Genomic DNA, 21,701 nt, shown 5'->3' on the forward strand with positions numbered 1-21,701 from the left:
CGTACTAAATATGCAGGCACGGACACCGGTAAAGATTCTTTGGTGGTAGCGTCGCGATCATGGTGAGGGCCTGATGGTGACGGCGATCTCCGCGCACCGCCGGGACGAGGCCGGGCGTGCCGGCCTCCACGAGGCGGTGGCGTCCGGCGCCGAGTACGTCGAGATCGACGTCCGCCGTACCGGTGACGGCGAGCTGGTCGTCCACCACGATCCCGACGTGGGCGGGCAGCGGCTGAGCCGCCTCCCGTACGAACGGCTCGCCGGCCTCGCCGGACGGCCGGTGCCGCGGGTGTCCGAGGCCCTGGAGATCATCGCGGCGGGCGGCGCCAAGGCGCATCTCGACCTCAAGGAACGCGGCTGCGAGGCCGAGATGGTCGACCTCGCGCTGGCGGCGTTCGGCCCGGACGACTTCGTCGTCACCACGAGGGACGCGGACTCGATCAGCATGATCAAGAAGGCGCGTCCCGAGGTCACCACCGCCCTGTCGATCGGGCGCGGCTGGTGGGAGTACGGCGTGGTGCGCGATCTCGCACCGGCCCGCCGGATCAGGCAGAGCGGCGCCGACATGGTCGCCCTCAACTTCCGGCTGGCCAGGATCGGGGTGCTGGCCCAGTGCGCCCGCGCCGGATTCCCCGCCATGGTCTGGACGGTGAACGCCGAGCCGCTGATGCGCCGCTTCCTGGGCGACGCGAGGGTGGCCGTGCTGATCACCGACCACCCCCGGCAGGCCCTGGCGCTCAGAGCCAGGGCCTGACCAGAGATCGCCCGGCCCGGAACGCGGCGGTCAGCCCGAGACGCTGGGACGCCCGTTCTCGACATGGCCCATCAGGCGGCGCCGGAACGCGGGCTCGCCGGAGGCCGTGATCTCGACGTCGTACCAGCCGTGATCGGTGTTCCAGTGCACCTTGCGCCGCCTGCCGGGCCTGACCTTCACGCGGCGGTCGCCCTCGGCGTAGGCGAGGGTCGTGAGGGTGAACGTGACCTCCTCGTCGCCCGTGTTCTCCAGGATGATCCACAGGTCGCGACCGCCGTTCGCCTGCGGCGCGGACGCGACCTCGGCGCCGCCGCCCGGACGCACGTCCCCGGCGAACTCGCGGCGGAAGCCGTTCGGGCCGGTGAGAACGAGGTCGTAGGAGCCGCTCACCTTGATCTCCTCCTCGACCTTGCGCGCGACGTCGAAGTGCCGCGGCTTGGGCAGCTCGCCCGCGTACGGGTAGAGCGCGAAGTGCACGCTGTCCGAGCCGGTGTTGGTCAGCGACAGCCGCAGTGCCCCCTTGACGACGCGGAGGGCGGCCTCCGGCTGGTAAGGCAGCGGGCGCGCGGGCCGGGTGCCCGGCTCGGGCGGCGGCATCTTCTGGTCGGCGGGTGGTACGGGCTTCCAGCGTCCGGTGAACGCGGGCACCGCGCCGGGTCGCTGGACCGAAGGCCGCCGGCCCGCCCGCGAGAAGTCGAACGCCGACGTGAGGTCACCCGCCACCGTACGCCGCCAGTCACTCATGTCGGGCGCCTTGACCCCGAGCCACCGCTCCATGAACTGGGTTATCGACGAATGGTCGAAGACCTGGGAGCACACGTAGCCGCCGACCGTCCACGGCGACACGATCGTCATCGGGACGCGGAAGCCGAGGCCGATCGGATTCCCGTTGTAGTACTCGTCGGTCACGCTCTCCGGCGGCACCGGCGGCGGCACGTGATCGAAGAGCCCGTCGTACTCGTCATAGGTGATGAACAGCGCGGTCGTCGCCCACGTCTCGGGGTCGGAGGCGATCGCGTCGAGGATGTCGTAGGTGATCCGGGCACTCTGGATCGGCGACGACGCGCTCGGGTGCTCGGAGTCGGCCGCCGACGGCACCAGATACGACACCGCGGGCAGCGTCCCCGCCTTGATGTCGGCACGGAGGTCCGCGGCCAGCCCACCGGACGGAACGCGGCGCAGCCCGCGCTCGTACAGGCTGCGCTCAGCCGCCGTCAGCTTGGCGACACCCTCGTCCAGCCGCGCCTGCAGCTGCTTGCGCTTGGTCTCGTCCGCCCGCCGGAACGCGGAGTAGAAGCTGTCCATGCTCTTGAAATCGCCCTGCAGCGCCTTGCGGGCGATCTGCTTGAACGTGGCGAAGAACTCCAGGTTGTTGTCCTGGTAGTTGTCCCACTCCTGGTAGACCTTCCAGGAAACCCCGGCCTTCTCCAGTTCCTGCGCGTACGTGGACCAGGTGTAGCCCGCGTGGGAGTCCTCGCTGTACGCGGCGTTGTCGATCGCGCGCTTGGTGCTGCTGCCCGGCTCGTAACCGGTGTGGCCCGAGACGAAGTAGTTGCGGTTCGGGCTGGTCGAGGTAGGCACCGAGCAGTGATAGGCGTCGCAGATGGTGAACAGGTCGGCCAGCTCGTACTGGAGCGGGATGTCGCGGCGCTCCAGGTAGGCCATGGTCGCCGGGGTCTTGGCCGGGATCCAGCCGCTGTTCCAGCCGTTCGCCCGTGCCGCGTGCCCGTCGGACCAGCCGTGCGGCAGCGAGCCCAGCCACTGCAGGTCCTTCTTGGCCAGCTCGGCGGCGGCGCGCAGGGGGAACGGCAGCACGGAGCCGGTGCCGTGCGGCTGCTCGAAGACCGATTTCCCGTTCGGCAGCGTGATCGCGTTGCGGTCGCCGAAGCCCCGGACGCCGCGCAGGGCGCCGTAGTAGTGGTCGAACGACCGGTTCTCCTGCATCAGCAGGACGACATGCTTGATCGCCTTGAGCCCGCCGGGACGGACGGGTCTTGCCAGCGCCTCGTGCACCGAGGGCGGCAACATCGTTGCGATGGCGGCGCCGCCGGCGACACCGGCGCTGGAGGCGAGGAACGTACGGCGTGAGGGACCTTGACCTGTGCTCATGCCGAGAACAGTCGACCGGGCCGGTTAAGGGACGACGGCGATCATCCGTCCCTCCGGTAACGAACGTGAAAGCGATTCACTCTCGCCGGGTGGGAGCTCAGGTGGTCTCGACCGGGAGGGCGGCCCACGACTCCTTGCGCGGGGCCGCCTTCTGGCCCTCCGGGCAGTGGCGGGCGTAGTCGCACCAGCCACACAGATTGCCCGGCCTGGGTGGGAAGACCTCGTCGTACGGAGCGTGGTCGACGGGTACGCCGTCGCCGGGGCGAGGCCGTGGAACCTGGCTGAGGCGGGTCTTATATGCCTCGTCCGCAGCGGCCGCCTCGGCGGCGATCTGCTCGGCACGGCGGATGTGGCGCTGGAGCGACTCCTCGGTGTGCTCCCAGACGACGACGTCGCCGGTGGGCAGGTGATGCAGCTCCACCCGATGGCAGGGACGGCGCAGGACACGGGACGCCGCCACGGCGTAGATCGCCAGAGCGAGGGAGCCGCGGGCGTCGTCGGAGGTCAGGATGTGGCGGCCCGTCTTGTAGTCGACCACCACGAGTTCGGAGCCCCGGACGTCGAGCCGGTCGATGCGGCCCGACACCGCGATCCGGTCCGTCCGGGTGGCGACCGTGCGTTCGACGCCGATCGGCTCGTCGGCGGGGTCGAGGCCCGCGGCGTACCGTTCGGCCATCTCGCGGGCACGCTCCCGCCACTCGGCCGCCTGGGCGGGGTCGCGGAACCCGTCAGTGAGCCAGCCCCGGACAAGGAGCGTCCCTGCCATCTCCGGGGTCCGCTCGCCCTCCGGGAGACGCCACCAGGCCGCCAGGGCGTTGTGCACGCTGGCGCCCACGCTGTTGTGGGCCCACGGCGGGCCCTTGGGCGGCGCGGGACGGTCCAGATAGGTCATCCGGTAGCGCCGGGGGCAGTCGAGCCAGGTGTTCAGCCGCGAGGGCGTGCAGGTGTAGAGCCGTCGCGGCATGCCTTCGAAGCCGAGTTGCTCGGCGGTCACGTCGGTCCCCGAACGTCGGTGTACGTCTGGAGGGCCCGGTCCTGGAGGGTCCGGTCCTGGAGGGCTCAGTCCGCGTCGCGTTCGGTGGCGAGCGCGCCCCAGCTCTCCCAGCGGGCGTCCTCGTCTCCGACCGTGGTCTCCTCGCCCTGTGCCGGCAGGACGCGCAGGTCCTTGGGCAGCGGGGTGAGCATGGCGCCGATCGAGTTGAGCTGCTTGCGCAGGTCCTCGTAGGCGCCGCCGATCGAACCGGGACGGCCGCGGTGCAGGGTGTCGCCGGAGAACAGCACGCCCAGCTGCTCGCTGATGACGCAGACACTGCCCGGGGTGTTGCCCGGGGTGTGCATGATCTCCAGCTGGGCACCGCCGATCTCGAAGATGCCGCCGTCCTCCAGCCAGATGTCCGGTTCGAGGGACCGCAGTGCCTTGGCGTCCTCCTCGTCCTCCTCGTCCTTGGCGAGGCGGCCGAAGTAGTCACGCCAGAGCAGGCGATCGGCGCGGTGCAGCGCGACCGGCGCCCAGAACTCCTCGTCCTCCTCGCCCGCGGCGGCCGTTTCGAGCGCCGCCATCAGGTGGTGCTCGTTGCCGTCGGTGCAGATGACGGCCATGACCTCGCGGTCGCCGACCTCCTTGAGGATGGCCTCGGAGTCGAAGCCCGGGTCGATCACGATGACCCCGTCGTCGTCGCCGACGATGTAGGTGTTGTTCTCGACGTCGTACTCGGTGTCGTCCAGGGTCGTCTTCCCCGACGTCACCACGGTCTCGATGCGCGCGTCCACGTTCCGCACCCTACCGCGAGCGCGGGTCGGCGGGGAGCCGCTCGGAGATCATCGTCCGATAGGCGGCGGGAACGGTCGTCTCCCGGCCGAGCCGGTCGCCGGTCAGCGCGCCGTGGTCGTCGCTGCCCCCGGTCACCACGAGGCCGAGGTCTCCGGCCAGGTCACGCAGCCGCGCGCGGTCGGCGGGCGCGTGGTCGGGATGGTCGGCCTCGACGCCTCCGAGCCCCGCGGCGGCAAGCTCCTCGATCACTTCGCCGCCGAAGACATATCCGCGTTTGCGCGCCCTCGGATGGGCCAGCACGCTGACGCCGCCCGCCCCGTTCAGCAGCCGGACGGCGCGGACGGGATCCAGCGCGTACCTGTCCACATGGGCACGGCCGCCGGGGGCGATCCAGTCCGGGGTGAACGCGTCGTCGATCGCCCGGACGGCGCCCGCGGCGACCATCGCGCCGGCGATGTGGGGCCTGCCGACGGACTCGCCTCCGGCCAGTGCCCTGACCTGGTCCCAGGTGACGTCGACGCCCAGCTCACGCAGCCGTTTCACCATCCGCCGGGCGCGGATCACACGGTCGTCGCGGATGCGGGCCAGCTCGGCGGCCAGTTCCGGTTGCTCAGGGTCGAAGAGGTAACCCAGGAGATGGAGGCTGTCACCGTTCTTCTTGCAGGAAAGCTCTATCCCGGGTACGAACTCCGGCCCACCGGGAAGGGCCGCCGCGGTCTCGGCCGCCTCGCGCCATCCCGCCACCGTGTCGTGGTCGGTGAGCGCCACGACGTCAAGGCCCGCCTGCCGTGCGCGCCGCATGACCTCGGCGGGGGAACGGGTGCCGTCGGAGACGTCGCTGTGACAGTGCAGGTCGATCCGCATGCCGTCGTTCCTACCCGGTGCGAGATCAGTCGTCCAGGTGTGGGCTGTAGGCCCCGAACGGCAGGTCGAGGTTCATCCCCGGCTCCCGCAGATCGAGCAGGTGCGGACGCTCCAGCATGAGCACGCCGGCGTCCGCGGGCCACAGCACCGCCCACAGCCAGTTGGCCAGCGCCTCACCGACGTACACCGCCCGATCGGGCTCGCTCGACGGCACCGACCACATCGGCACGGAATGGCCGCAGGTCGCGGTAGGCCCGCTCACCTCCAGCTTGGCGTGCGGCGGTCCCTCGTCGAAGCCCGAGCCCGGATCCGGGCCGTTCATCAACCCGGCGTAGTAGGCGCCGAGCCCGATGCCCGGCTCCTCGGCGACCAGGATCATGTCGGCCGGGCCGGACAGCAGCCCCGGGCCGGACAGCGCGACCGCGGCGGCGCGTACCCCGGACCGCTCGTCGCCCACGGTCACGAAGCCGGTGACGAGCCAGCCCAGGGGCAGCGGCCAAGGCGTCCAGACCGGGACCCTGGTGTCGCGGAGTACGGCGGCGAGCCCTTCCTGGCCTGGCCTCTTGGCCGGCTGGCGGGGCAGGACGACACCGTGCACGCCGCAACTCCAGTCACTCGACCAGAGACTCGGCGCGCGCAGTCGTCCGCCACAGCGCGGGCAGGTGGGCTCCGCCCTCATGAGTACCAAGCGTGCGTGGCAGAATTCGCCACGTCAAGTTCTTGCTGGTAGATAGGGTAAAGAGGGGACAAAATCAGCGTATGCGGGTGCGTTGCGTAGGTGGGATCGTCCACGACGGGACCGGCCGCCTGCTGCTCGTGCGCCGTGGCACCCCGCCGGGCGAGGGGCTCTGGACGGTGCCCGGGGGACGTGTCGAGCCGGGCGAGTCCGACGCCGCCGCGGTCGCCCGCGAGCTCAGGGAGGAGACGGGCCTGGAGGTGTCCGTCGGACCGCTGGTCGGCACCGTGGACAGGCCCGGACCGGGCGGCGTCACGTACGAGATCCACGACTATGCCGCGACACCGGCCGGGACGTCGGCCGGTGCGGCGGCCGGTGCGGCGGCCGGTGCGGCGCTCCGCGCGGGTGACGACGCGGCCGACGCGCGCTGGGTCACGCCCGCCGAACTGCACTCGCTCCCGACCGTCCCCGGGCTCCTCGACGCCCTCAGGGGCTGGGGCGTCATCTAGCGCCCGTAGGTGTCGGTCAGCGTCCTACCGCTTCGGGAGTGAGCGCCGGGGTGTCCTCGGCCGGGCTCGCGGTGACGGTCCGCACCTTGAACCGGCGGAGCATCCAGACGATGACCGCGGCGTAGAGCAGCATCGGCGCCACATCGGCCACGACGTACTGCCACGGCACCGAGCCCTGCTCGATGTCGAGCTTGCCGATGGCGGCCGGCAGCAGGAACGCGATCAGGTTGTTGAAGACGTGGACGGCGATCGACGCCTCCAGGCCGCCGGTGCGCACGACCAGCCAGCCCGCGATCACACCGAACAGGAAGACGTCCAGGACTCCCCAGCTGGTGTAGCCGTGCCCCGACGTGAACAGCGCCGCGCCGATCACGATGCCCGGCCACGGCGTGCGGAACACCGTGCTGAACGCGCGGCCGACCTTGCCGGTGCGGGTCTCCAGCGTCCAGGAGCCGATGGCCTGGAGCAGCCAGCCGCGGAAGACGTACTCCTCGGCCGCCGCCTGGAACGGCACCAGCAGGATGATGATCACGGCCGGCAGCAGGAAGTCCTCCCAGCCGACCCACGTCTCCGGCTCCTTGGCGGGGTTCGGGTCCGTCACGACGAGGGACGCCGCCCACGAGAAGGCGAACGAGACGAAGGTGAAGAGGACGGCCACGCCGCAACATCCCAGCAGCCACTTCCAGCGCAGCCTGCCCGCGACGGACGAGACGGTCCCGGGACGGCGGCGCTGCACCCAGAAGGCGGCCAGCGGCACCAGCGGCAGCAGGATGGCGAGCGGGCCGAGCTGGAACGCCAGGTCGGCCGTGTCGTCGCCGAAGAACCCGTCGCCCTCGGGCTCGTACACCCCGCCGTTGACCACCGAGTAGACGATCACCCCGATGATCATCAGTCCGAGCATCGCCGCCACGGCGCCGACCACGATCAGCAGCGAGCCGACCAGAGGCCGCCACCAGCGGTGCCTCTCGTTCCGGGCGAGCTGGTGGTATTTCACCCCGGCGGGCGCGGGGACGGCCCATGGCTGCTTGACCTGCGGGCCGTACCCCGGAGGGACAGGCCCGCCATACGGCGCTGCGTACGGCTGGGCTTGGTCGTACGGCATCGCGTACGGCTGAGCGTGATCGTGGGGTATCGCGTAGGGCTGGGCCTGGTCGTACGGCGTCGCGTAGGGCTGGGCTTGGTCGTGCGGCGTCGCGTAGGGCTGGGCCTGGTCGTACGAGCTGGACGCCCCAGGGTCCGGCGGCGCCCAGCCGTTGACGTCCGCCGGGTCTGACACGCGCGACCTCCTCGTAGAACCCCTCCAGCACCTGCAAAGAATCGTACGTGGCAAAAGGCCCGAACCGGACTAACTAGGCCGGTGGCTCGAAGGTCTTCGTGCGTTCCAGCCCGGCCGCGCGGCCCTTGGCGGCGATGACCAGGGCCATCTTCCGGGACGCCTCGTCGATCATCTCGTCGCCGAGCATGGCGGCGCCGCGGCGCTCGACGGTCGTGGCGTACTCGTACGCGTCCAGGATGAGCTCGGCGTGGTCGTAGTCGTCCTGCGCCGGGGAGAAGACCTCGTTGCCCGCCTCGACCTGCGACGGGTGCAGCACCCACTTGCCGTCGAAGCCCAGGGCCGCCGAACGCCGCGCCACGCGGCGGAACGCCTCCACGTCGCGCACGTTGAAGTACGGCCCGTCGATCGCCTGCAGATCGTGGGCGCGGGCGGCCATCAGAATCCGCATGAGGATGTAGTGGTAGGCGTCACCCTCGGTGTAGCCGGGCGGCTGCTCGCCCACGACCAGGGTCTTCATGTTGATCGAGGCCATGAAGTCGCCCGGGCCGAAGACGAGCGTCTCCAGCCGCGGCGAGGAGGCCGCGATGGCGTCGATGTTGACCATCCCCCGCGCGTCCTCGATCTGGGCCTCGATGCCGATGCGGCCGACCTCGTGGCCCATCGCCCGTTCGATCTGCGTGAGCAGCCGGTCGAGCCACCGCACGTGGGAGGCGTCCTGCACCTTCGGCAGCATCAGGCAGTCGAGGTTGGCTCCCGCGCCCTCCACGACCTCGATCACGTCCCGGTACGTCCACGCGGTCTCCAGGTCGTTGACCCGGACGACGCGGACCTTGCCCGTCCAGTCGCCCTCGTTGAGGGCCGCGACCACGTTCTTGCGGGCCTCCTCCTTCGCGGCGGGCGCGACCGCGTCCTCCAGGTCGAGGAAGAACTCGTCGGCCGCCAGCCCCTGCGCCTTCTCGATGAAGCGCGGGTTGCTGCCCGGGACTGCCAGCGTGGTGCGTCGCGATCGCATGGCCGGATGCTATCCAGCGCGCCACCCGCCGTTGTGAGACGCTGGCGCCATGGGTGATGCGCTGGTTGAGGAGGCGGCCAAGAAGTCGGGCTTGCTGTGGCTCGCGTTGCCGGGGCTCGCGCAGCCGCGCGCCGCCTGGCACGTGTGGCACGAGGGCGCGGCGTACGTGCTGACCGGCGGCGAGGGCGAGCAGCCGCTGCCCGGGCTGCCGGAGGCCGACCGGATCCACGTGACCCTGCGCAGCAAGGACAAGGGCGGCAGGCTCGTCGCGTTCGTCGCGGCGTGCGAGCCGGTGGAGCCCGGTTCCGAACTGTGGGACAACGTCGCGCCGCTGATGGCCAAGGAACGGCTGAACGCGCCGAGCCACGAGGGCCAGCTCGAACGGTGGGCGACCGAGTCGTACATCATCAGGCTCACGCCGACGGACGAGATCACCGAGGCGCCCGGCGGCTACTCCGGCGACTACGCCGACGTGCGGCCCGTTCCGACCCCGGCGACGACCGCCGGACCGCCGCCCAGGATGTTCGGCGGCAAGAAGCGCAAGGTCGACCGCTGACACCGCGCGCTCGCCGGAGGGCGAGGACGCGCTAGAGGGGCAGCCGGTGGCCCTCGGTGATCGCCTTGAGCTTGTCGGGGTTGGCCACCAGATGGATGGCTCCGACCCTGCCGTGGTCGTCGATGTCCACCGAGAGCGTGGTGATCGGTCCCGCGGGCCCGTCGATGATCAAGGCGGGCTCCCCGTTCAGCCGGACGGTCCGCATGCGCATGTCCCTGACCTCGACGCCCGCGTAGGACTGGCGGCTGACCGCGGCGAGCCAGCGCGCGACCTTGTCCGCCCCGTGGATCGTCCGCAGGGCGGCCCTGACCTTGCCGCCGCCGTCGGTCCACAGCGCGACGTCGGGCGCGAGGATCTCCATGAGCCGGTTGATGTCGCCGCCCATGGTGGCCTCCAGGAACCGTTCGGTCGCCTTGAGCCGCTCCCGGGGATCGGCCTCGAACCGCGGCCGCCGTGCCTCGACGTGCTTGCGGGCGCGCGTGCTGAGCTGCCGGACGGAGGCCTCCGACCGGCCCAGCGCCTCGGCGATCTCCGCGAACGGGAAGCCGAAGACCTCCTTGAGCACGAACGCGGCCCGTTCGAGCGGGCTCAGGGTCTCCAGCACGACCAGCATCGCCATCGACACCGACTCGGCCAGCTCCACGTCCTCGGCGACGTCCGGCGAGGTCAGCATCGGCTCGGGCAGCCACGGCCCGACGTAGGTCTCGCGCTGCGCCTGGGCCGACCGCAGCCGGTCCAGCGCGACGTTGGTCGTGATCCGGACGAGGTAGGCCCTGGGGTCGGCCACGCCCGAACGGTCGGCGCCGGACCATCTGAGCCAGGAGTCCTGGACCGTGTCCTCGGCGTCCGCGGCCGTGCCGAGCATCCGGTAGGCGACGGCGAACAGCAGATTCCGGTACTCCTGGAACACCTCGTTCGCGTCATCGCCCACGTTCAGAACTCTCTCATGCGTCATGCCGGGACGCGGCGGCACCCGGGTCCGAAGGGATCTCGCACCGGTCCTTGAAGCCCTGGCCCGTCAGGCCCGCCGCCGCGTTGAACCGCGACCGCAGGTTCTCCAGCGCCACGATCATCGTCAGCTCCACCAGCTGCTTCTCGGTCAGGTACCGGCGCAGCGCCTCGGTCAGCTCGTCGGTCACCTCGGGCGGGTCCGCGGTCATGGCCTCCGCGTACTCCAGGACCAGGCGCTCGTCGTCGGCGAACAGGTCGCTGTCGCGCCAGTGCGGCACCGCCTCGATCTTCTCCAGCGGCATCCCGTGCATGTTCGACTCCCAGGTGGCGTAGTCCACGCACCACGAGCAGCCGATGCGGACCGAGGCCGCCATGCAGGCCAGGTCCTTGAGCCGGTGCGGCAGCGCCTTCCAGCGCAGCACCTGCGCCTCGAACGTCACGTACGCCGTCGACACCCCGAGGTGGTGGCCCATCGCGCGACCGGGGTCGAGCTCCTTGCCGAACTTCCTGCGGGTGAACCACGCGGCGAGACGGTAGGCGGGCGTCCTCGGCGGATCCAGCGAGATGCGGGCCATGGGCGGCCTTCCCTTCGGCTACGGCCCGGCGCGGGCCGGCTCTCTTCAGGTCGCCCCCTAGGACGGGGTGGCGCGGCCGGATGTGACATCCCGGCGAACGGCTGGTCAATGGCGGTCCGGCACCCCGGATCAACTTCATGATCGCGGGTAGTGTCCTCCCCATGAGCGGATCCCCGACCCGGGTGTTCATCGCCCGCCTCGCCGGAATCGCCGTGTTCGACCCCGCGGGCGACCAGGTCGGCCGTGTCCGTGACGTGGTGGTCTCGCTCCGGCTCGGCGCCCGGCCGCCGCGCGTGCTGGGCCTGGTGGTGGAGGTGCAGCCGCGGCGGCCGGTGTTCCTGCCGATCACCCGTGTCACGGTCATCGAGTCCGACGCGATCGTCTTCGACGGGCGGCTGAACGTGCGCCGCTTCCAGCAGCGCGAGTCCGAGACGCTTGTCATCGCCGAGATGCTGGACCGGACCGTGCGGTTGCGCGAGCAGCCGGCCGGGGTCACACGCGGATCGCCCCCTCGCGCCGCGCGGGGGTCCGCGAGCCGTCCGCCATCAGAGCCGGAGGCGGGAGAGCGCGTGTCGGTGGTGGACGTGGCCATGGAGCCGACCCGGACCCGTGACTGGCTGATCGGCAAGGTCGCGGTGCGCCGCAGCGGCGGCCGCGGGCTGCGCCGCAGGCAGGGCGAGGTCTTCATCGTCGACTGGGACGCCGTGACCGGCTTCGCCGCCGTCGAGCACGGCCAGGGCGCGGCCGGCGTGATCGCCGCCCTCGACAAGATGAAGCCCGCGGACCTGGCCAACTTCGTGCACGACCTGCCGGAGAAACGCCGTACGGAGATCGCGCTGGCGCTGGACGACGAGCGGCTGGCCGACGTGCTGGAGGAACTGCCCGGCGACGACCAGATCGAGATCCTCGGCAAGCTGGAGGTCGAGCGGGCCGCCGACGTGCTGGAGGCCATGGGGCCCGACGACGCCGCCGACCTGCTCGGCGAGCTGCCCACCGACCAGCGCGAGCAGTTGCTGACCCGGATGGAGCCGCGGGACGCGGCACCGGTCCGGCGGCTGCTGACCTACCAGGACGACACCGCGGGCGGCCTGATGACCACCGACCCGGTCATCGTGTCGCCGGACGCGAGCGTGGCCGAGGCGCTCGCCCAGATCCGCAACCCCGACCTCAACCCGGCGCTGGCCGCGCAGGTGTACGTGTGCCGACCGCCCACCGAGACTCCGACCGGCCGCTACCTCGGCACCGTGCACTTCCAGCGGCTGCTGCGCGAGCCACCGTCGTCCCTGGTCAGCGGCATCGTCGACACCGAGCTCGATCCGCTGCGCCCGACCATCTCGCTGGAGGGCGTCGCGACGTTCCTCGCCACCTACAACCTGGTGGCGGGCGCCGTGGTGGACGAGAACGGGCATCTCCTCGGCGCCGTCACCATCGACGACGTGCTCGACCACCTGCTGCCCGAGGACTGGCGCGAGACAGTGATGGACGCCACGGCCGAGGAGACCGCCGATCCGGAGGAGGAGGCGGTCCGCAGCGGCGAGTTCCCGGTCATCCGCGATGGGGGCGGGGAGGGTGCCTCATGAGCCCGTCCCGTCTCGACCAGCCGCGCGAGATCCGCCGCGCTGTCCTGCCCCGCCCGCACTACGACCCCGAGTCGTTCGGCCGGCTGTCGGAACGCATCGCGCGCTTCCTCGGCACCGCCCGGTTCCTGGTCTACATGACCGTCTTCGTGGCGGTCTGGATCCTGTGGAACCTGCTGGTCCCGGCGCCGCTGAAGTTCGACCCGTACCCGTTCATCTTCCTGACGCTGATGCTGTCGCTGCAGGCGTCGTACGCGGCGCCGCTGATCCTGCTCGCTCAGAACCGGCAGGACGACCGCGACCGCGTGCAGTACGAGCAGGACCGGGCCCGCGGCGAACGCAACATCGCCGACACCGAGTACCTCACCCGCGAGGTCGCCGCGCTGCGGCTGGCGCTGAACGAGGTCGCCACGCGCGACTTCCTGCGTTCGGAACTGCAGGCCATGCTCAAGGAGCTTGAAGCCGGCCGCCAGAAGGACATCCGCTAGAGGAGCGACGCCACCGGGACCGGCTCGTCGGCGAGCTTGTCGAGGATCTGGGCGAACTGGCGCAGATCCTCCTCGTCGAGCCGGCTCAGCACATAGTCGCGTACACCGCGCTGGTAGGTCGGGGTGGCGGCCGCCAGGCGGGCGCGGCCGGCCGGGGTCAGCACGGCGAAGAGGCCGCGCGCGTCGCTGCTGCACGTCTCGCGGCAGACCAGGCCCTCCCGCTGGAGCCGGTCGACGAGGCGGGTGAGGCCACTGCGCGACAGCAGCACCCGGTCGGCGAGGTCGTTCATGCGCAGCCGGCCCTCCGGGGCCTCACCCAGGTGCATCAGCACGTCGTACGAGGCGAGCGCGAGATCGTGGTCGGCCAGCAGATCGGCCTGGAGACGGCGGGAGATCTGGACCTGGGCGCGGAGCAGGGTGCGCCACACGATCAACTCGGCGGCCGAGATGGTGCTGGACGACGTTGTCACGTCCCGATGGTACGGCTCCGCGCCATCCCGCGCGATGCCGTCCCGGACCGTGTCGCGGCCCCCGCTCATGATCACCCCCGGGGGGTTTCCGACCCCGGATTAACCAACATCCGCGCGGACTTCATACCATGGAGGCATGGCCTCCCAGTTGACGACCGAGCAGGTGACCGCGGCGCTCGCCACCGTGAACGATCCTGAGATCCGCAAGCCCATCACCGAGCTCGACATGGTCAAGAGCGTCGACATCGCACCGGACGGCTCCGTGCGCGTCGCCATCTTCCTGACCGTGGCCGGCTGTCCCATGAAGGACACGCTGACCAGCAACATCACCGAGGCCGTCGCCAAGCTGGACGGCGTCACGTCGGTGCAGGTGGAGCTGGACGTGATGAGCGAGGAGCAGCGCAAGGCGCTGCGCGAGAAACTCCGCCCCGGCGACGCCGGCAAGGAGATCCCGTTCGCCAAACCGGGCAGCCTCACCAAGGTCTACGCCGTCGCCAGCGGCAAGGGCGGCGTCGGCAAGTCCTCCGTCACCGTCAACCTGGCCGCCGCGCTGGCCGCCCAGGGCCGCAAGGTGGGCGTGGTCGACGCCGACATCTACGGCCACTCCGTGCCGCGAATGCTGGGCGTCCAGCACCCGCCGACCAAGGTCGAGGACATGATCATGCCGCCGTCGGCGCATGACGTGAAGGTGATCTCGGTCGGCATGTTCACCGCCGGCAACCAGCCGGTCGTCTGGCGCGGCCCGATGCTGCACCGCGCGCTGCAGCAGTTCCTCGCCGACGTCTACTGGGGCGACCTCGACGTCCTGCTCATGGACCTCCCGCCCGGCACCGGCGACATCGCGATCTCCGTCGCCCAATTGCTGCCGTCCGCCGAGATCCTGGTCGTCACGACCCCGCAGCAGGCCGCCGCCGAGGTCGCCGAACGCGCCGGCGCCATCGCCGCCCAGACGCACCAGCAGGTCGTCGGCGTGATCGAGAACATGTCGTACCTCACCTGCGCCCACTGCGGCGAACGTCAGGAGATCTTCGGCTCGGGCGGCGGCCAGACCGTCGCCGACGCGCTCACCCAGACCCTGGGCACCCGCGTCCCCCTCCTGGGCCAGATCCCGATCGACCCCCGGCTGCGCGAGGGCAGCGACAACGGCGAGCCTCTCGTCCTCGCCGACCCCGACTCCGGCGCCGGCAAGGAGCTCCGCACCATCGCCGACAAGATCGGCGGCCGCTCCCGAGGCCTCTCCGGCATGTCCCTGGGAATCACTCCCCGTAATAAGCTTTAGCGGCTGTATTTATTGGCTTTCGCGGCCATGGGTTTTCGCCTAGCGGCTCAGACCCAAACCGCCAAAGCGGCGAGCGCGACATCGCTTCGCGATCTTCGCGGGGAGCGTCGCCTTCGGCTCGCTCCCCGCTCAGGTAGCGCGCTCGCGTGACGGTTGAGGCGGGTCACTCGGTGTCGAGGACCTCGTCGATCTCGTCTTCCGTCGCCCGGGGCAGGCCGAGGTGCTGCATGATCTTGGCTAGGTTGAGCCGTGTCGCGGCGCTCTCCCGCCGGAGGCTGTGAAGCTGGCCGCTGAAGTGGTCCTCGATGTCGGTGACCCTTGCTTCGAGCGCGGTCACTCGGAGTTCAAGGCTCTGCGTCGATGCCACTCTTCATACCTCTGATTGCGACGGAAGCTCTTTCTCAGGCTAGGTCGCTTCGGAGTCGAAGGGTGGGCGTTCGCCGTATTCGAGGCCGCCCGGGGTCGGCGCGTAGGGGTCGTCGTCGAAGACCTTGCCGTTGGCGTGGCCCGGCTCGTCGTCGAGGTCTTCGAGCAGGTGCTTGCGGACGAAGGTCTTGGGGTTGAGGTCGGCGATGTCGAAGTCCTTGAACTCCGGGCCGAGCCCGTCCTGGAGATCGGCCTTGGCGCTGTTGGCCATCTGCCGCAGCTGCCGCAGTGCCCGGCCGGCCTGGCCCGCGACCTGGGGCAGCTTGTCACCGAAGATGACCAGGGCGAGCACGACGAGCACGGCCATCTCGCCCAGTCCGACGTCGAACAACCCGTCCTCCACAAGCCAGGGGACCCGGGCCCTGTGGCCCGGATCCCCCCAGCGTATCTCCAGCCCGGATGAACCGGATCTGAACGTCAGGCCGCGGCGAGGGTGACCTCGACCGTGGACTCCTTGCCGCCACGCAGGTACGTGACCTTGATCTTGTCCCCGGGGGCCTTGCTGCGGATCTGCGCGGCCAGGTCGGAGGTGTCCTCGATCGGCTGATCGTTGATCTTGGTGATCACGTCGCCGGGCTTGAGACCGGCGCGCTCGGCCGGGCCGCCCTTGACGATCGGGACGATCCCGTTCGACTCGGTTTCGCTGATCTTGACGCCGGGGCCCGGGTAGCGCTGGTCCATGCCGATGCCCAGCTGGGTGCGCTTGGCCGTGCCGGTCCGGATGATCTCTTCGGCGACCCGCTTGCCGTGGTTGATCGGGATGGCGAAGCCGAGGCCGATGCTGCCGCTCTCCTGCCCGCCGTTCAGGGTGGCGATGGCGGTGTTGATCCCGATGACGCGGCCCCGGAGGTCGACCAGCGGCCCGCCGGAGTTGCCCGGGTTGATCGCCGCGTCGGTCTGGATCGCGTTGAGGACCTGGCCGTCGCCGGCGCCGCTGCCGCCGCCCTCGCCGCGGGTGGGCACCGCGCGGTTGAGCGAGCTCACGATCCCGGTGGTGACCGAGCTCTGCAGGCCCAGCGGCGAGCCGATGGCGATCACCGGGTCGCCGACCGCGAGGGCGTCGGAGTCGCCGATGGCCAGCGCGGGCAGCGAGTGCGCGCCCTCGGGCTTGAGCACCGCGATGTCCGAGAGCGGGTCGCGGCCCTTGATCGTGGCGGGCAGCTGCTTCTTGTCGTTGAAGACGACCTTGATGCCGCCCCCGCCGCCCGCGGAGACCACGTGGTTGTTGGTGACGATGTAGCCGCCGTTGACGATGAAGCCGGTGCCCGCGCCGCCCTGGCCGCCGGCGCCCTCCACCCGGATCATCACCACGCTGGGCAGCACCTTCTGGGCGATCCCGGCGATCGAGTCGGGCGGGCGGTTCTTGACGGCCGGGCCTGTGCCCGAGCCGCTGCCGCCGCCGAGGCTGACGCTGCCGCCGTCGCTGTCATCGGCCGCCATGACGCCGATCCCGGCGCCGACGCCCCCGGCCACCAGAGCGACGATGAGGCCGATGATGGCCAGGACTCCGATGCTGGGGCCGCCGCGCACGGGCGCGGGCGGCGGCGGCACGGGAGCCCAGTTGGGTCCGCCGGGAGGTGCCCCGAAGCCGCCCATCGGCCGTGGACCGCCCGGAGGCGGCGGGCCGATCGGCCGGGCGCCCGGAGGCGGCGGCACAGGGCCGGCGCCCGCGCCAGGGGGCGGAGGCTGGTGGCTCGACTGAGGGGGCCAGCCGTACGGGGTGCCCTGGTCGGCGGCGCCGCCCGTACGCGGGTCGTGGTTGTGCGGTACGAAGCCGGGACGGTGCCTGGACGGGTCCACGCCCTCGGGCAGCGGTGTCTCGACCGCCGTCGGCCGGGTGTCCCGTGGGGCTTCGTCCTTGGCGAACGCGTCGGGCGGCGCGAAACCGCCGCCGGAGGGCGGCACGGCACCGTGCTCGGCCGTCCAGCTCGGCTCCGCGTCCGGCTCGGGGGCCCGGTCGCCGATCGGCTCGGCCGGGTCGTCGGCCTGGGGACCGTCCGCCGCCTGCTGGAGGTCGTCCGCCTGGTCCTGCGGGCCGGTGGACTCCGCCGGCTCAGCCCCGTTGCCGGCGACGACCCGATCGTCTCGCGGCGACGCCTTGACCGGCTCGCGGCTATCTTCCGTCATCCCCATATCTCCTACGGAGTGGTTCTCGTCATCCGGGCTCATCGTGCCCAGCGCGGCATGTGGTGAGCATAAGACCTCAGCCGAAAGGGTTGGCCCACGCGCCCAGCCTGCGCAGGCCACGGCCCAGCCGCCCCCAGAACCGCGTCCCGCCGTCCGGGAAAGCCTTGATCACCGAGTCGGCGGTGCCCGCGGGCGCGTCGGTGAGGACGGTATAGACGTACCCCTCCTCGGCCCAGACCGCCCATCGCTGCAACGAGTCGCGCCGGAAGACCGTTCGCCCGTCGCTGCGCGTCCGCTGCCACCCGGCGAAGCTCCGCTCGTCCAGCCCGCCCTGCTGGACGAACACCGACACGGCCGCCAGGCCGTCGGAGTAGCTGAGGTGAACGGTGGAGTCGCCGGGCTTGGGGGCCGACCGGCGGACGTCGTGGAGGGCGAGCCGGTCCGGCAGCTCCTGCGGCACCCGCCAGCCGCGGTCGCGCAGCGCGCTGACCTCGCCCGCTGTCACCCCCTGCCACGGCAAGGCAGCGGCTGCGGCGGGCAGCTCCGGCGTGCTCTCGCCGAGCGAGCGGCCGCCGTACATCTGGACCCGTTCGGCGGCGCCCGGCGAGCTGATCCGCACCTCGCGGAAGCCGGTGACCGTGACCGCCTGTCCCGTGTCGTCGATCAGTTCGCGGTGCAGCATCAGGCCGGTCTCGGTGTCGAGCCAGAACCGCCCCGCGGCGGTGCCGTCCGGGCGGCGCGCCTCGATCACCCGCGCCCGGCGGCCGCAGACGTCGGCGTCGGCGGCGCGCACGACGGAGTAGTTGCGGGTCAGCAGCGCCAGCATCTCCATCGTGAAGCCGGTGAGCGCGCCCCTGATCGCGGACGCGTCGGGATGGAAGGTGCGGCCGGCGGCCGTGAACGTGGCCGAGCCGGGCGTGACCGTCCGGGGCATGGGCGGCGTCGTGCCGCGCGGCGCCGTCCCGGGGGCGAAGTAGGTGCCCTCGCCGGGCGTGTGCGCCACCTTGACCAGAGAGGTCTTGGCCCCCTCGGCGCCCCAGGTGGTGAGGAACTGCATGCCCTCGTACGGGACCTGCCGGGCCGCCTCGGCGGCCGTTCGCAGCAGCCGCAGCGCCTCGGGGTCGCTGCGTACGCGCCGCGCGGCGAAGGCGTCGCCGGCCAGGGCGGCGGCCAGCGCCAGCGCGCCGGCGAGCCCGAAGGCCAGCAGGCCGCCCCGCCGTCCGCCATGCCGGGCGCCGGAGGTCACGGCTCCGGGGAGAGCCGGGCGGGGGTGTCCTCGTTCACCGGATCGGTGAGGGGAACGTCCCCGGACGTCAGCGCGTGCTCGACCGCGAACCGGTCGAACGCGGGAGTCACGGTGGGCGCTTCGCGCTCGCCACCGGCGATGTAGGAGGCGGTGCCCAGACCGAGGAAGAGTGTGGCGGCACCGACGGCGAGGTAGCGGCGGCGCGGCGCCCGGTGGGCCAGCACGGCCCCGGCGCCCATGCTCATGCCCATGCCGCGTCCGGAACCGCGGCCCGCGGCGGCGCGGCCCACGGGACGGTTGTCGCGCGGCCTGGAGGCGAGTGGTGATCTGTCGCGCGGCGCTCCGTTGCGCAGCAGCGGCGGGCGGACCGGCGACGGCCGCCCGATCGGCGGGACGATGCCCTCACGCGGCACGCCCTCACGTGGCGCGCCCTGGCGCGGCACGCCGTCTCCCGGCGCACCTCCGCCCGGGGCGCCCGTTCCGGCACCCGGCCCGGTGCCCGGCCCCATCCCGGCGCCCGCTCCCATCGCGCGCAGCCGGGACAGCAGATCACCGGACGGGAGATCGTCGCCCCCGTCGATCAGCGGAAGGTCGGCGAGACCGCGCAACCGGCCCTTGAGGCGGCGCAGCGCGTCCGCCTCGACCCGGCACCGCTCACAACGCGCGAGATGGGTGAGCGCGCGGTCGCGCTCCTCATGGCCCAGCTCACCGTCGACAAGAGCGGTCAGACGCTCCCCCAGACAACTCACGCGGCTCCCTCGTCGTTCCGATCAGTCACGCGACCATGCTGGCCGTCAGGCACAATCGTCGCGCATCCGGCGCGGGCTAGACGCCCTCCGGCTGCAGTCTGCGGTGAGGCGCGCGGTGTGCGAGCGCGGCCCGCAGCTGCGCCCTCCCCCGGTGGATACGGCTCCGCACGGTCCCCAGTTTGACGCCCAGCGTCGCCGAGATCTCCTCGTACGACAGTCCCTCGATGTCGCACAACACCACGGCCGCCCGGTATTCGGGGGCGAGGGCGTCGAGCGCGGCCTGGACGTCGGCGTCGAAATTGCGGTCGTCGAACACCTGCGCGGGCGTGGGTTCACGTCCCTGCAGCCGCTCGGCGGCGTCGTCTCCCAGTCCCTCGAAGCGAATGCGCTGGCGGCGGCGAGCCATGTCGAGGAAAAGGTTGGTGGTGATGCGGTGCAACCAGCCTTCGAACGTGCCCGGCGTGTAATTGGACAGCGAACGGAACACCCGGACGAAGACCTCCTGAGTGAGGTCCTCGGCGTCGTGCTGGTTGCCCGTCAGCCGGTAGGCGAGCCGGTAGACGCGCCCGGAGTGCTCGCGGACGACCTCGTCCCACGACGGGGGCGCCCACTCCGCGTCCGGAGCGTTCTCCCTGGCTGCTGCGTTACCGAGCCCCTGCCTGGGGCCGACCCCCACAGCGCCCTTGAATGTAAGTGCTGCGACTCCCATGGTCCCGGGTTGTTCCTCTCTGTGCCTCACGCTGTCGCAATGGAACGACACGGTCACGCCTGGGCTGGGGCGGTTGTGGACCGGCTGTTCAGTTAGAACGCCACGAAACGCGAGTTGGTTCCCGGTCAGCGATATGGTCTTTCCAGCATGAGCCAGGCGGGGGTCCCGCGAGGAGGCAGCCATCGACGCCATTCAGGCCACCCTGGCCTACGTGGAGGAATTCCTTCCCGAAGACGAGCCGATAACCAGCGCCCGCCGTCTCGGCGAGGACTTCGGCGCGGTGCCGATCGGTCCCGCCGGGGGCGCGGCGCTGCGCTTTCTCGCGGCCATGATCGACGCGCGGACGGTCGTCGAGATCGGCTCCGGCTGCGGTGTCTCCGGGATCTGGCTGCTCCGCGGCATGCGCAAGGACGGCGTGCTGACCAGCGTCGACGTCGAGCACGAGAACCAGCGGCTGGCCAAGCAGGCGTACGCGGACGCCGGTTTCGCCGCCTCCCGGACCCGGATGATCGTGGGCCGGGCATTGGAAGTGCTCCCGCGCCTCACCGACGGCGCGTACGACATGGTCTTCTGTGACGCGGCCAAGCAGGAGTACCCCGAATACCTGACCGCGGCGCTCCGGCTCCTGCGGCCCGGCGGCGTGGTGGCGTTCGACAACGCGCTCTGGCACCACCGGGTGGCCGACCCCGACCGCCGCGACCCGGAGACGCTGGCCATCCGCGAGGTCAACCGGATGGTCCGCGAGGACGAGCGCCTCGTGCCGCTGCTGCTGCCGGTGGGCGACGGCCTGCTGTGCGCCGTCAAGCGCGACGACTGAACGGGCCATGGCGCGCATGGACGAGGGCACGGACGAGCGTATGGACGAGCATCCCGAGGAGCGCGCCGACGAAGGCACGGACGAGCGGCCCGACGAGCTCATTGACGAGCCCTCCGACGAGCGTCCCGGCGGGCAGGCCCTGCCGGCGTTCTCGGTGCGTGCCCGCCTGACCTGGCGTGGTGTGGTGCAGATCACGGCCTGCCTGATCCTGGTGATCGCCTCGGTGGCGTTCGTCGCGAGCGGCCTGATGCGCGGGATGAGCGCCGGCAGCGTGCTCTTCGTCGTGCTGGGCGTGGCGGGCCTGCTGCTGTTCGGCGCCGGGCTGTCCGCGTCCACCGGCACCCTGTTCAGCCGCCGTCCGGTACTGGAACTGGACGCCACGGGAGTGCGCCGCCCGGCTCGCTGGCCACTGCCGCGCCGCGCCGACAGGGTGCTGCCCTGGCCGGAGATCCACGCCATGTGCGCCGTCCGCCGTGGCCTGGCGGGCGCCAAACGAGGCGAGCAGGACTATCTGGTCTTCCTGCCGTCCGCCGAACTGCTCGAAACGGCCCGTACGGCCGAACGGGCCCAACTGGTCGCGCTGACGCTGCCGGACGTGCCGGCGACCGCGGCCGCCGCCCGGTGGTGCTTCGCGGTCGACGCGAGCTGGACCGCCTCGCTCAGGGAGGTCGTCGCCGAGGTGCGCCGCCGCCACGAGATCCCGGTCGTCGACCGCCGCAAGCGGTGACCCGAGCGGTGGCTCAGGTCACCGCGGAAGGGC

24 protein-coding genes are annotated in these 21,701 nt (G+C 71.5%); 8 read left to right on the forward strand and 16 right to left on the reverse strand.

Translation table 11 applies throughout. The features are described from left to right. Window positions 1-73 precede the first annotated feature (73 nt). Window positions 74-754: a glycerophosphodiester phosphodiesterase gene (locus ABD333_RS20300; protein WP_344543101.1), complete on the forward strand. Its 681-nt coding sequence runs from the start codon at window positions 74-76 to the stop codon at window positions 752-754. A 30-nt stretch (window positions 755-784) separates the two neighbouring features. Here ABD333_RS20300 and ABD333_RS20305 read toward each other — a convergent pair whose 3' ends face one another. The 5 genes from ABD333_RS20305 to ABD333_RS20325 form a co-directional block, all read right to left on the reverse strand. Next, on the reverse strand, window positions 785-2,863 hold the full coding sequence (locus ABD333_RS20305; RefSeq protein ID WP_344543103.1) for a phosphocholine-specific phospholipase C: 2,079 nt from the start codon (window positions 2,861-2,863) through the stop codon (window positions 785-787). A gap of 97 nt (window positions 2,864-2,960) precedes the next feature. Beyond that, window positions 2,961-3,857 (reverse strand): RecB family exonuclease, encoded by an 897-nt coding sequence (locus ABD333_RS20310; RefSeq protein WP_344543104.1) that lies wholly within the window; start codon window positions 3,855-3,857, stop codon window positions 2,961-2,963. A 65-nt stretch (window positions 3,858-3,922) separates the two neighbouring features. Continuing rightward, window positions 3,923-4,633 carry an MBL fold metallo-hydrolase gene (locus ABD333_RS20315; protein WP_344543106.1) on the reverse strand — a complete coding sequence of 237 codons (711 nt, stop codon included), beginning with the start codon at window positions 4,631-4,633 and terminating at the stop codon, window positions 3,923-3,925. A 10-nt stretch (window positions 4,634-4,643) separates the two neighbouring features. Then, window positions 4,644-5,498 (reverse strand): PHP domain-containing protein, encoded by an 855-nt coding sequence (locus ABD333_RS20320; protein WP_344543107.1) that lies wholly within the window; start codon window positions 5,496-5,498, stop codon window positions 4,644-4,646. Window positions 5,499-5,523: 25 nt separating this feature from the next. After that, on the reverse strand, window positions 5,524-6,177 hold the full coding sequence (locus ABD333_RS20325) for a DUF6758 family protein (RefSeq protein WP_344543108.1): 654 nt from the start codon (window positions 6,175-6,177) through the stop codon (window positions 5,524-5,526). Window positions 6,178-6,257: 80 nt separating this feature from the next. On the opposite strand from ABD333_RS20325, the gene ABD333_RS20330 reads away from it, so the two are divergent. Further along, window positions 6,258-6,683, forward strand: a complete 426-nt coding sequence (locus tag ABD333_RS20330; protein ID WP_344543110.1) for an NUDIX hydrolase — start codon at window positions 6,258-6,260, stop codon at window positions 6,681-6,683. Between the two features lie 16 nt (window positions 6,684-6,699). Here ABD333_RS20330 and ABD333_RS20335 read toward each other — a convergent pair whose 3' ends face one another. Together ABD333_RS20335 and ABD333_RS20340 are read right to left on the reverse strand one after the other, a co-directional pair. After that, a complete protein-coding gene (locus ABD333_RS20335; protein ID WP_344543112.1) occupies window positions 6,700-7,959 on the reverse strand; it encodes a CPBP family glutamic-type intramembrane protease in 1,260 nt (419 codons plus the stop codon). A 73-nt stretch (window positions 7,960-8,032) separates the two neighbouring features. Beyond that, on the reverse strand, window positions 8,033-8,971 hold the full coding sequence (locus tag ABD333_RS20340) for an HpcH/HpaI aldolase/citrate lyase family protein (RefSeq protein ID WP_344543114.1): 939 nt from the start codon (window positions 8,969-8,971) through the stop codon (window positions 8,033-8,035). Window positions 8,972-9,020: 49 nt separating this feature from the next. Here ABD333_RS20340 and ABD333_RS20345 point away from each other — a divergent pair, with 49 nt between their 5' ends. Continuing rightward, the gene (locus ABD333_RS20345) at window positions 9,021-9,527 is read left to right on the forward strand and encodes a hypothetical protein (protein ID WP_344543115.1); all 507 of its coding nucleotides are present in this window, start codon (window positions 9,021-9,023) and stop codon (window positions 9,525-9,527) included. A 31-nt stretch (window positions 9,528-9,558) separates the two neighbouring features. Here ABD333_RS20345 and ABD333_RS20350 read toward each other — a convergent pair whose 3' ends face one another. Then, window positions 9,559-10,458, reverse strand: a complete 900-nt coding sequence (locus ABD333_RS20350) for an RNA polymerase sigma-70 factor (protein ID WP_344543117.1) — start codon at window positions 10,456-10,458, stop codon at window positions 9,559-9,561. A gap of 13 nt (window positions 10,459-10,471) precedes the next feature. Continuing rightward, window positions 10,472-11,053: a carboxymuconolactone decarboxylase family protein gene (locus ABD333_RS20355; protein ID WP_344543118.1), complete on the reverse strand. Its 582-nt coding sequence runs from the start codon at window positions 11,051-11,053 to the stop codon at window positions 10,472-10,474. Between the two features lie 161 nt (window positions 11,054-11,214). Here ABD333_RS20355 and ABD333_RS20360 point away from each other — a divergent pair, with 161 nt between their 5' ends. Together ABD333_RS20360 and ABD333_RS20365 are read left to right on the forward strand one after the other, a co-directional pair. After that, entirely contained in the window at window positions 11,215-12,633 is a 1,419-nt protein-coding gene (locus tag ABD333_RS20360) for a magnesium transporter MgtE N-terminal domain-containing protein (RefSeq protein WP_344543120.1), read from the forward strand. Then, window positions 12,630-13,118 carry a DUF1003 domain-containing protein gene (locus ABD333_RS20365; RefSeq protein ID WP_344543122.1) on the forward strand — a complete coding sequence of 163 codons (489 nt, stop codon included), beginning with the start codon at window positions 12,630-12,632 and terminating at the stop codon, window positions 13,116-13,118. The genes ABD333_RS20360 and ABD333_RS20365 overlap by 4 nt, the downstream gene beginning before the upstream one ends. Here the strand turns inward: ABD333_RS20365 and ABD333_RS20370 are convergent. Then, complete coding sequence (locus tag ABD333_RS20370) at window positions 13,115-13,588, reverse strand: MarR family winged helix-turn-helix transcriptional regulator (protein ID WP_344543123.1); 474 nt, start codon at window positions 13,586-13,588, stop codon at window positions 13,115-13,117. The two genes, ABD333_RS20365 and ABD333_RS20370, sit on opposite strands and share 4 nt — an antisense overlap. Window positions 13,589-13,724: 136 nt before the next feature. On the opposite strand from ABD333_RS20370, the gene ABD333_RS20375 reads away from it, so the two are divergent. Next, a complete protein-coding gene (locus tag ABD333_RS20375; protein ID WP_344543125.1) occupies window positions 13,725-14,867 on the forward strand; it encodes an Mrp/NBP35 family ATP-binding protein in 1,143 nt (380 codons plus the stop codon). A gap of 163 nt (window positions 14,868-15,030) precedes the next feature. On the opposite strand, the gene ABD333_RS20380 is transcribed toward ABD333_RS20375, so the two are convergent. From ABD333_RS20380 to sigE, 6 genes are all read right to left on the reverse strand, one after another. Continuing rightward, a complete protein-coding gene (locus ABD333_RS20380) occupies window positions 15,031-15,234 on the reverse strand; it encodes a hypothetical protein (RefSeq protein ID WP_344543126.1) in 204 nt (67 codons plus the stop codon). Window positions 15,235-15,273: 39 nt separating this feature from the next. Further along, window positions 15,274-15,624, reverse strand: coding sequence for a sec-independent translocase (locus ABD333_RS20385; RefSeq protein ID WP_344543128.1), 351 nt, complete (start codon window positions 15,622-15,624; stop codon window positions 15,274-15,276). Between the two features lie 86 nt (window positions 15,625-15,710). Further along, entirely contained in the window at window positions 15,711-17,420 is a 1,710-nt protein-coding gene (locus tag ABD333_RS20390) for a S1C family serine protease (RefSeq protein WP_344543130.1), read from the reverse strand. 76 nt (window positions 17,421-17,496) lie between these two features. Then, entirely contained in the window at window positions 17,497-18,666 is a 1,170-nt protein-coding gene (locus tag ABD333_RS20395) for a sigma-E factor regulatory protein RseB domain-containing protein (RefSeq protein WP_344543132.1), read from the reverse strand. Then, window positions 18,663-19,415, reverse strand: coding sequence for an anti-sigma factor family protein (locus ABD333_RS20400; RefSeq protein ID WP_344543134.1), 753 nt, complete (start codon window positions 19,413-19,415; stop codon window positions 18,663-18,665). Before ABD333_RS20400 ends, ABD333_RS20395 begins: the two co-directional genes overlap by 4 nt. 76 nt (window positions 19,416-19,491) lie before the next feature. Beyond that, window positions 19,492-20,124: an RNA polymerase sigma factor SigE gene (gene sigE, locus ABD333_RS20405; protein ID WP_344543136.1), complete on the reverse strand. Its 633-nt coding sequence runs from the start codon at window positions 20,122-20,124 to the stop codon at window positions 19,492-19,494. A gap of 211 nt (window positions 20,125-20,335) precedes the next feature. Here sigE and ABD333_RS20410 point away from each other — a divergent pair, with 211 nt between their 5' ends. Together ABD333_RS20410 and ABD333_RS20415 are read left to right on the forward strand one after the other, a co-directional pair. Beyond that, window positions 20,336-20,941: an O-methyltransferase gene (locus tag ABD333_RS20410; protein WP_344543137.1), complete on the forward strand. Its 606-nt coding sequence runs from the start codon at window positions 20,336-20,338 to the stop codon at window positions 20,939-20,941. 16 nt (window positions 20,942-20,957) lie between these two features. After that, window positions 20,958-21,668 carry a hypothetical protein gene (locus ABD333_RS20415; RefSeq protein WP_344543139.1) on the forward strand — a complete coding sequence of 237 codons (711 nt, stop codon included), beginning with the start codon at window positions 20,958-20,960 and terminating at the stop codon, window positions 21,666-21,668. Window positions 21,669-21,701 lie beyond the last annotated feature (33 nt).

This window comes from Actinomadura fulvescens (genome assembly GCF_039533225.1).
In the GTDB taxonomy this organism is placed as follows: Bacteria; Actinomycetota; Actinomycetes; order Streptosporangiales; family Streptosporangiaceae; genus Spirillospora; species Spirillospora fulvescens.

What these genes read in the sequence shown, in the direction of transcription:
- ABD333_RS20300 (WP_344543101.1), top strand. Translation starts at nt 74, where the DNA reads ATGGTGACGGCGATCTCCGCGCACCGCCGGGACGAGGCCGGGCGTGCC.
- ABD333_RS20305 (WP_344543103.1), bottom strand. Translation starts at nt 2,863, where the DNA reads ATGAGCACAGGTCAAGGTCCCTCACGCCGTACGTTCCTCGCCTCCAGC.
- ABD333_RS20320 (WP_344543107.1), bottom strand. Translation starts at nt 5,498, where the DNA reads ATGCGGATCGACCTGCACTGTCACAGCGACGTCTCCGACGGCACCCGT.
- ABD333_RS20325 (WP_344543108.1), bottom strand. Translation starts at nt 6,177, where the DNA reads ATGAGGGCGGAGCCCACCTGCCCGCGCTGTGGCGGACGACTGCGCGCG.
- ABD333_RS20330 (WP_344543110.1), top strand. Translation starts at nt 6,258, where the DNA reads ATGCGGGTGCGTTGCGTAGGTGGGATCGTCCACGACGGGACCGGCCGC.
- ABD333_RS20340 (WP_344543114.1), bottom strand. Translation starts at nt 8,971, where the DNA reads ATGCGATCGCGACGCACCACGCTGGCAGTCCCGGGCAGCAACCCGCGC.
- ABD333_RS20345 (WP_344543115.1), top strand. Translation starts at nt 9,021, where the DNA reads ATGGGTGATGCGCTGGTTGAGGAGGCGGCCAAGAAGTCGGGCTTGCTG.
- ABD333_RS20355 (WP_344543118.1), bottom strand. Translation starts at nt 11,053, where the DNA reads ATGGCCCGCATCTCGCTGGATCCGCCGAGGACGCCCGCCTACCGTCTC.
- ABD333_RS20360 (WP_344543120.1), top strand. Translation starts at nt 11,215, where the DNA reads ATGAGCGGATCCCCGACCCGGGTGTTCATCGCCCGCCTCGCCGGAATC.
- ABD333_RS20365 (WP_344543122.1), top strand. Translation starts at nt 12,630, where the DNA reads ATGAGCCCGTCCCGTCTCGACCAGCCGCGCGAGATCCGCCGCGCTGTC.
- ABD333_RS20375 (WP_344543125.1), top strand. Translation starts at nt 13,725, where the DNA reads ATGGCCTCCCAGTTGACGACCGAGCAGGTGACCGCGGCGCTCGCCACC.
- ABD333_RS20390 (WP_344543130.1), bottom strand. Translation starts at nt 17,420, where the DNA reads ATGACGGAAGATAGCCGCGAGCCGGTCAAGGCGTCGCCGCGAGACGAT.
- sigE (WP_344543136.1), bottom strand. Translation starts at nt 20,124, where the DNA reads ATGGGAGTCGCAGCACTTACATTCAAGGGCGCTGTGGGGGTCGGCCCC.
- ABD333_RS20415 (WP_344543139.1), top strand. Translation starts at nt 20,958, where the DNA reads ATGGACGAGGGCACGGACGAGCGTATGGACGAGCATCCCGAGGAGCGC.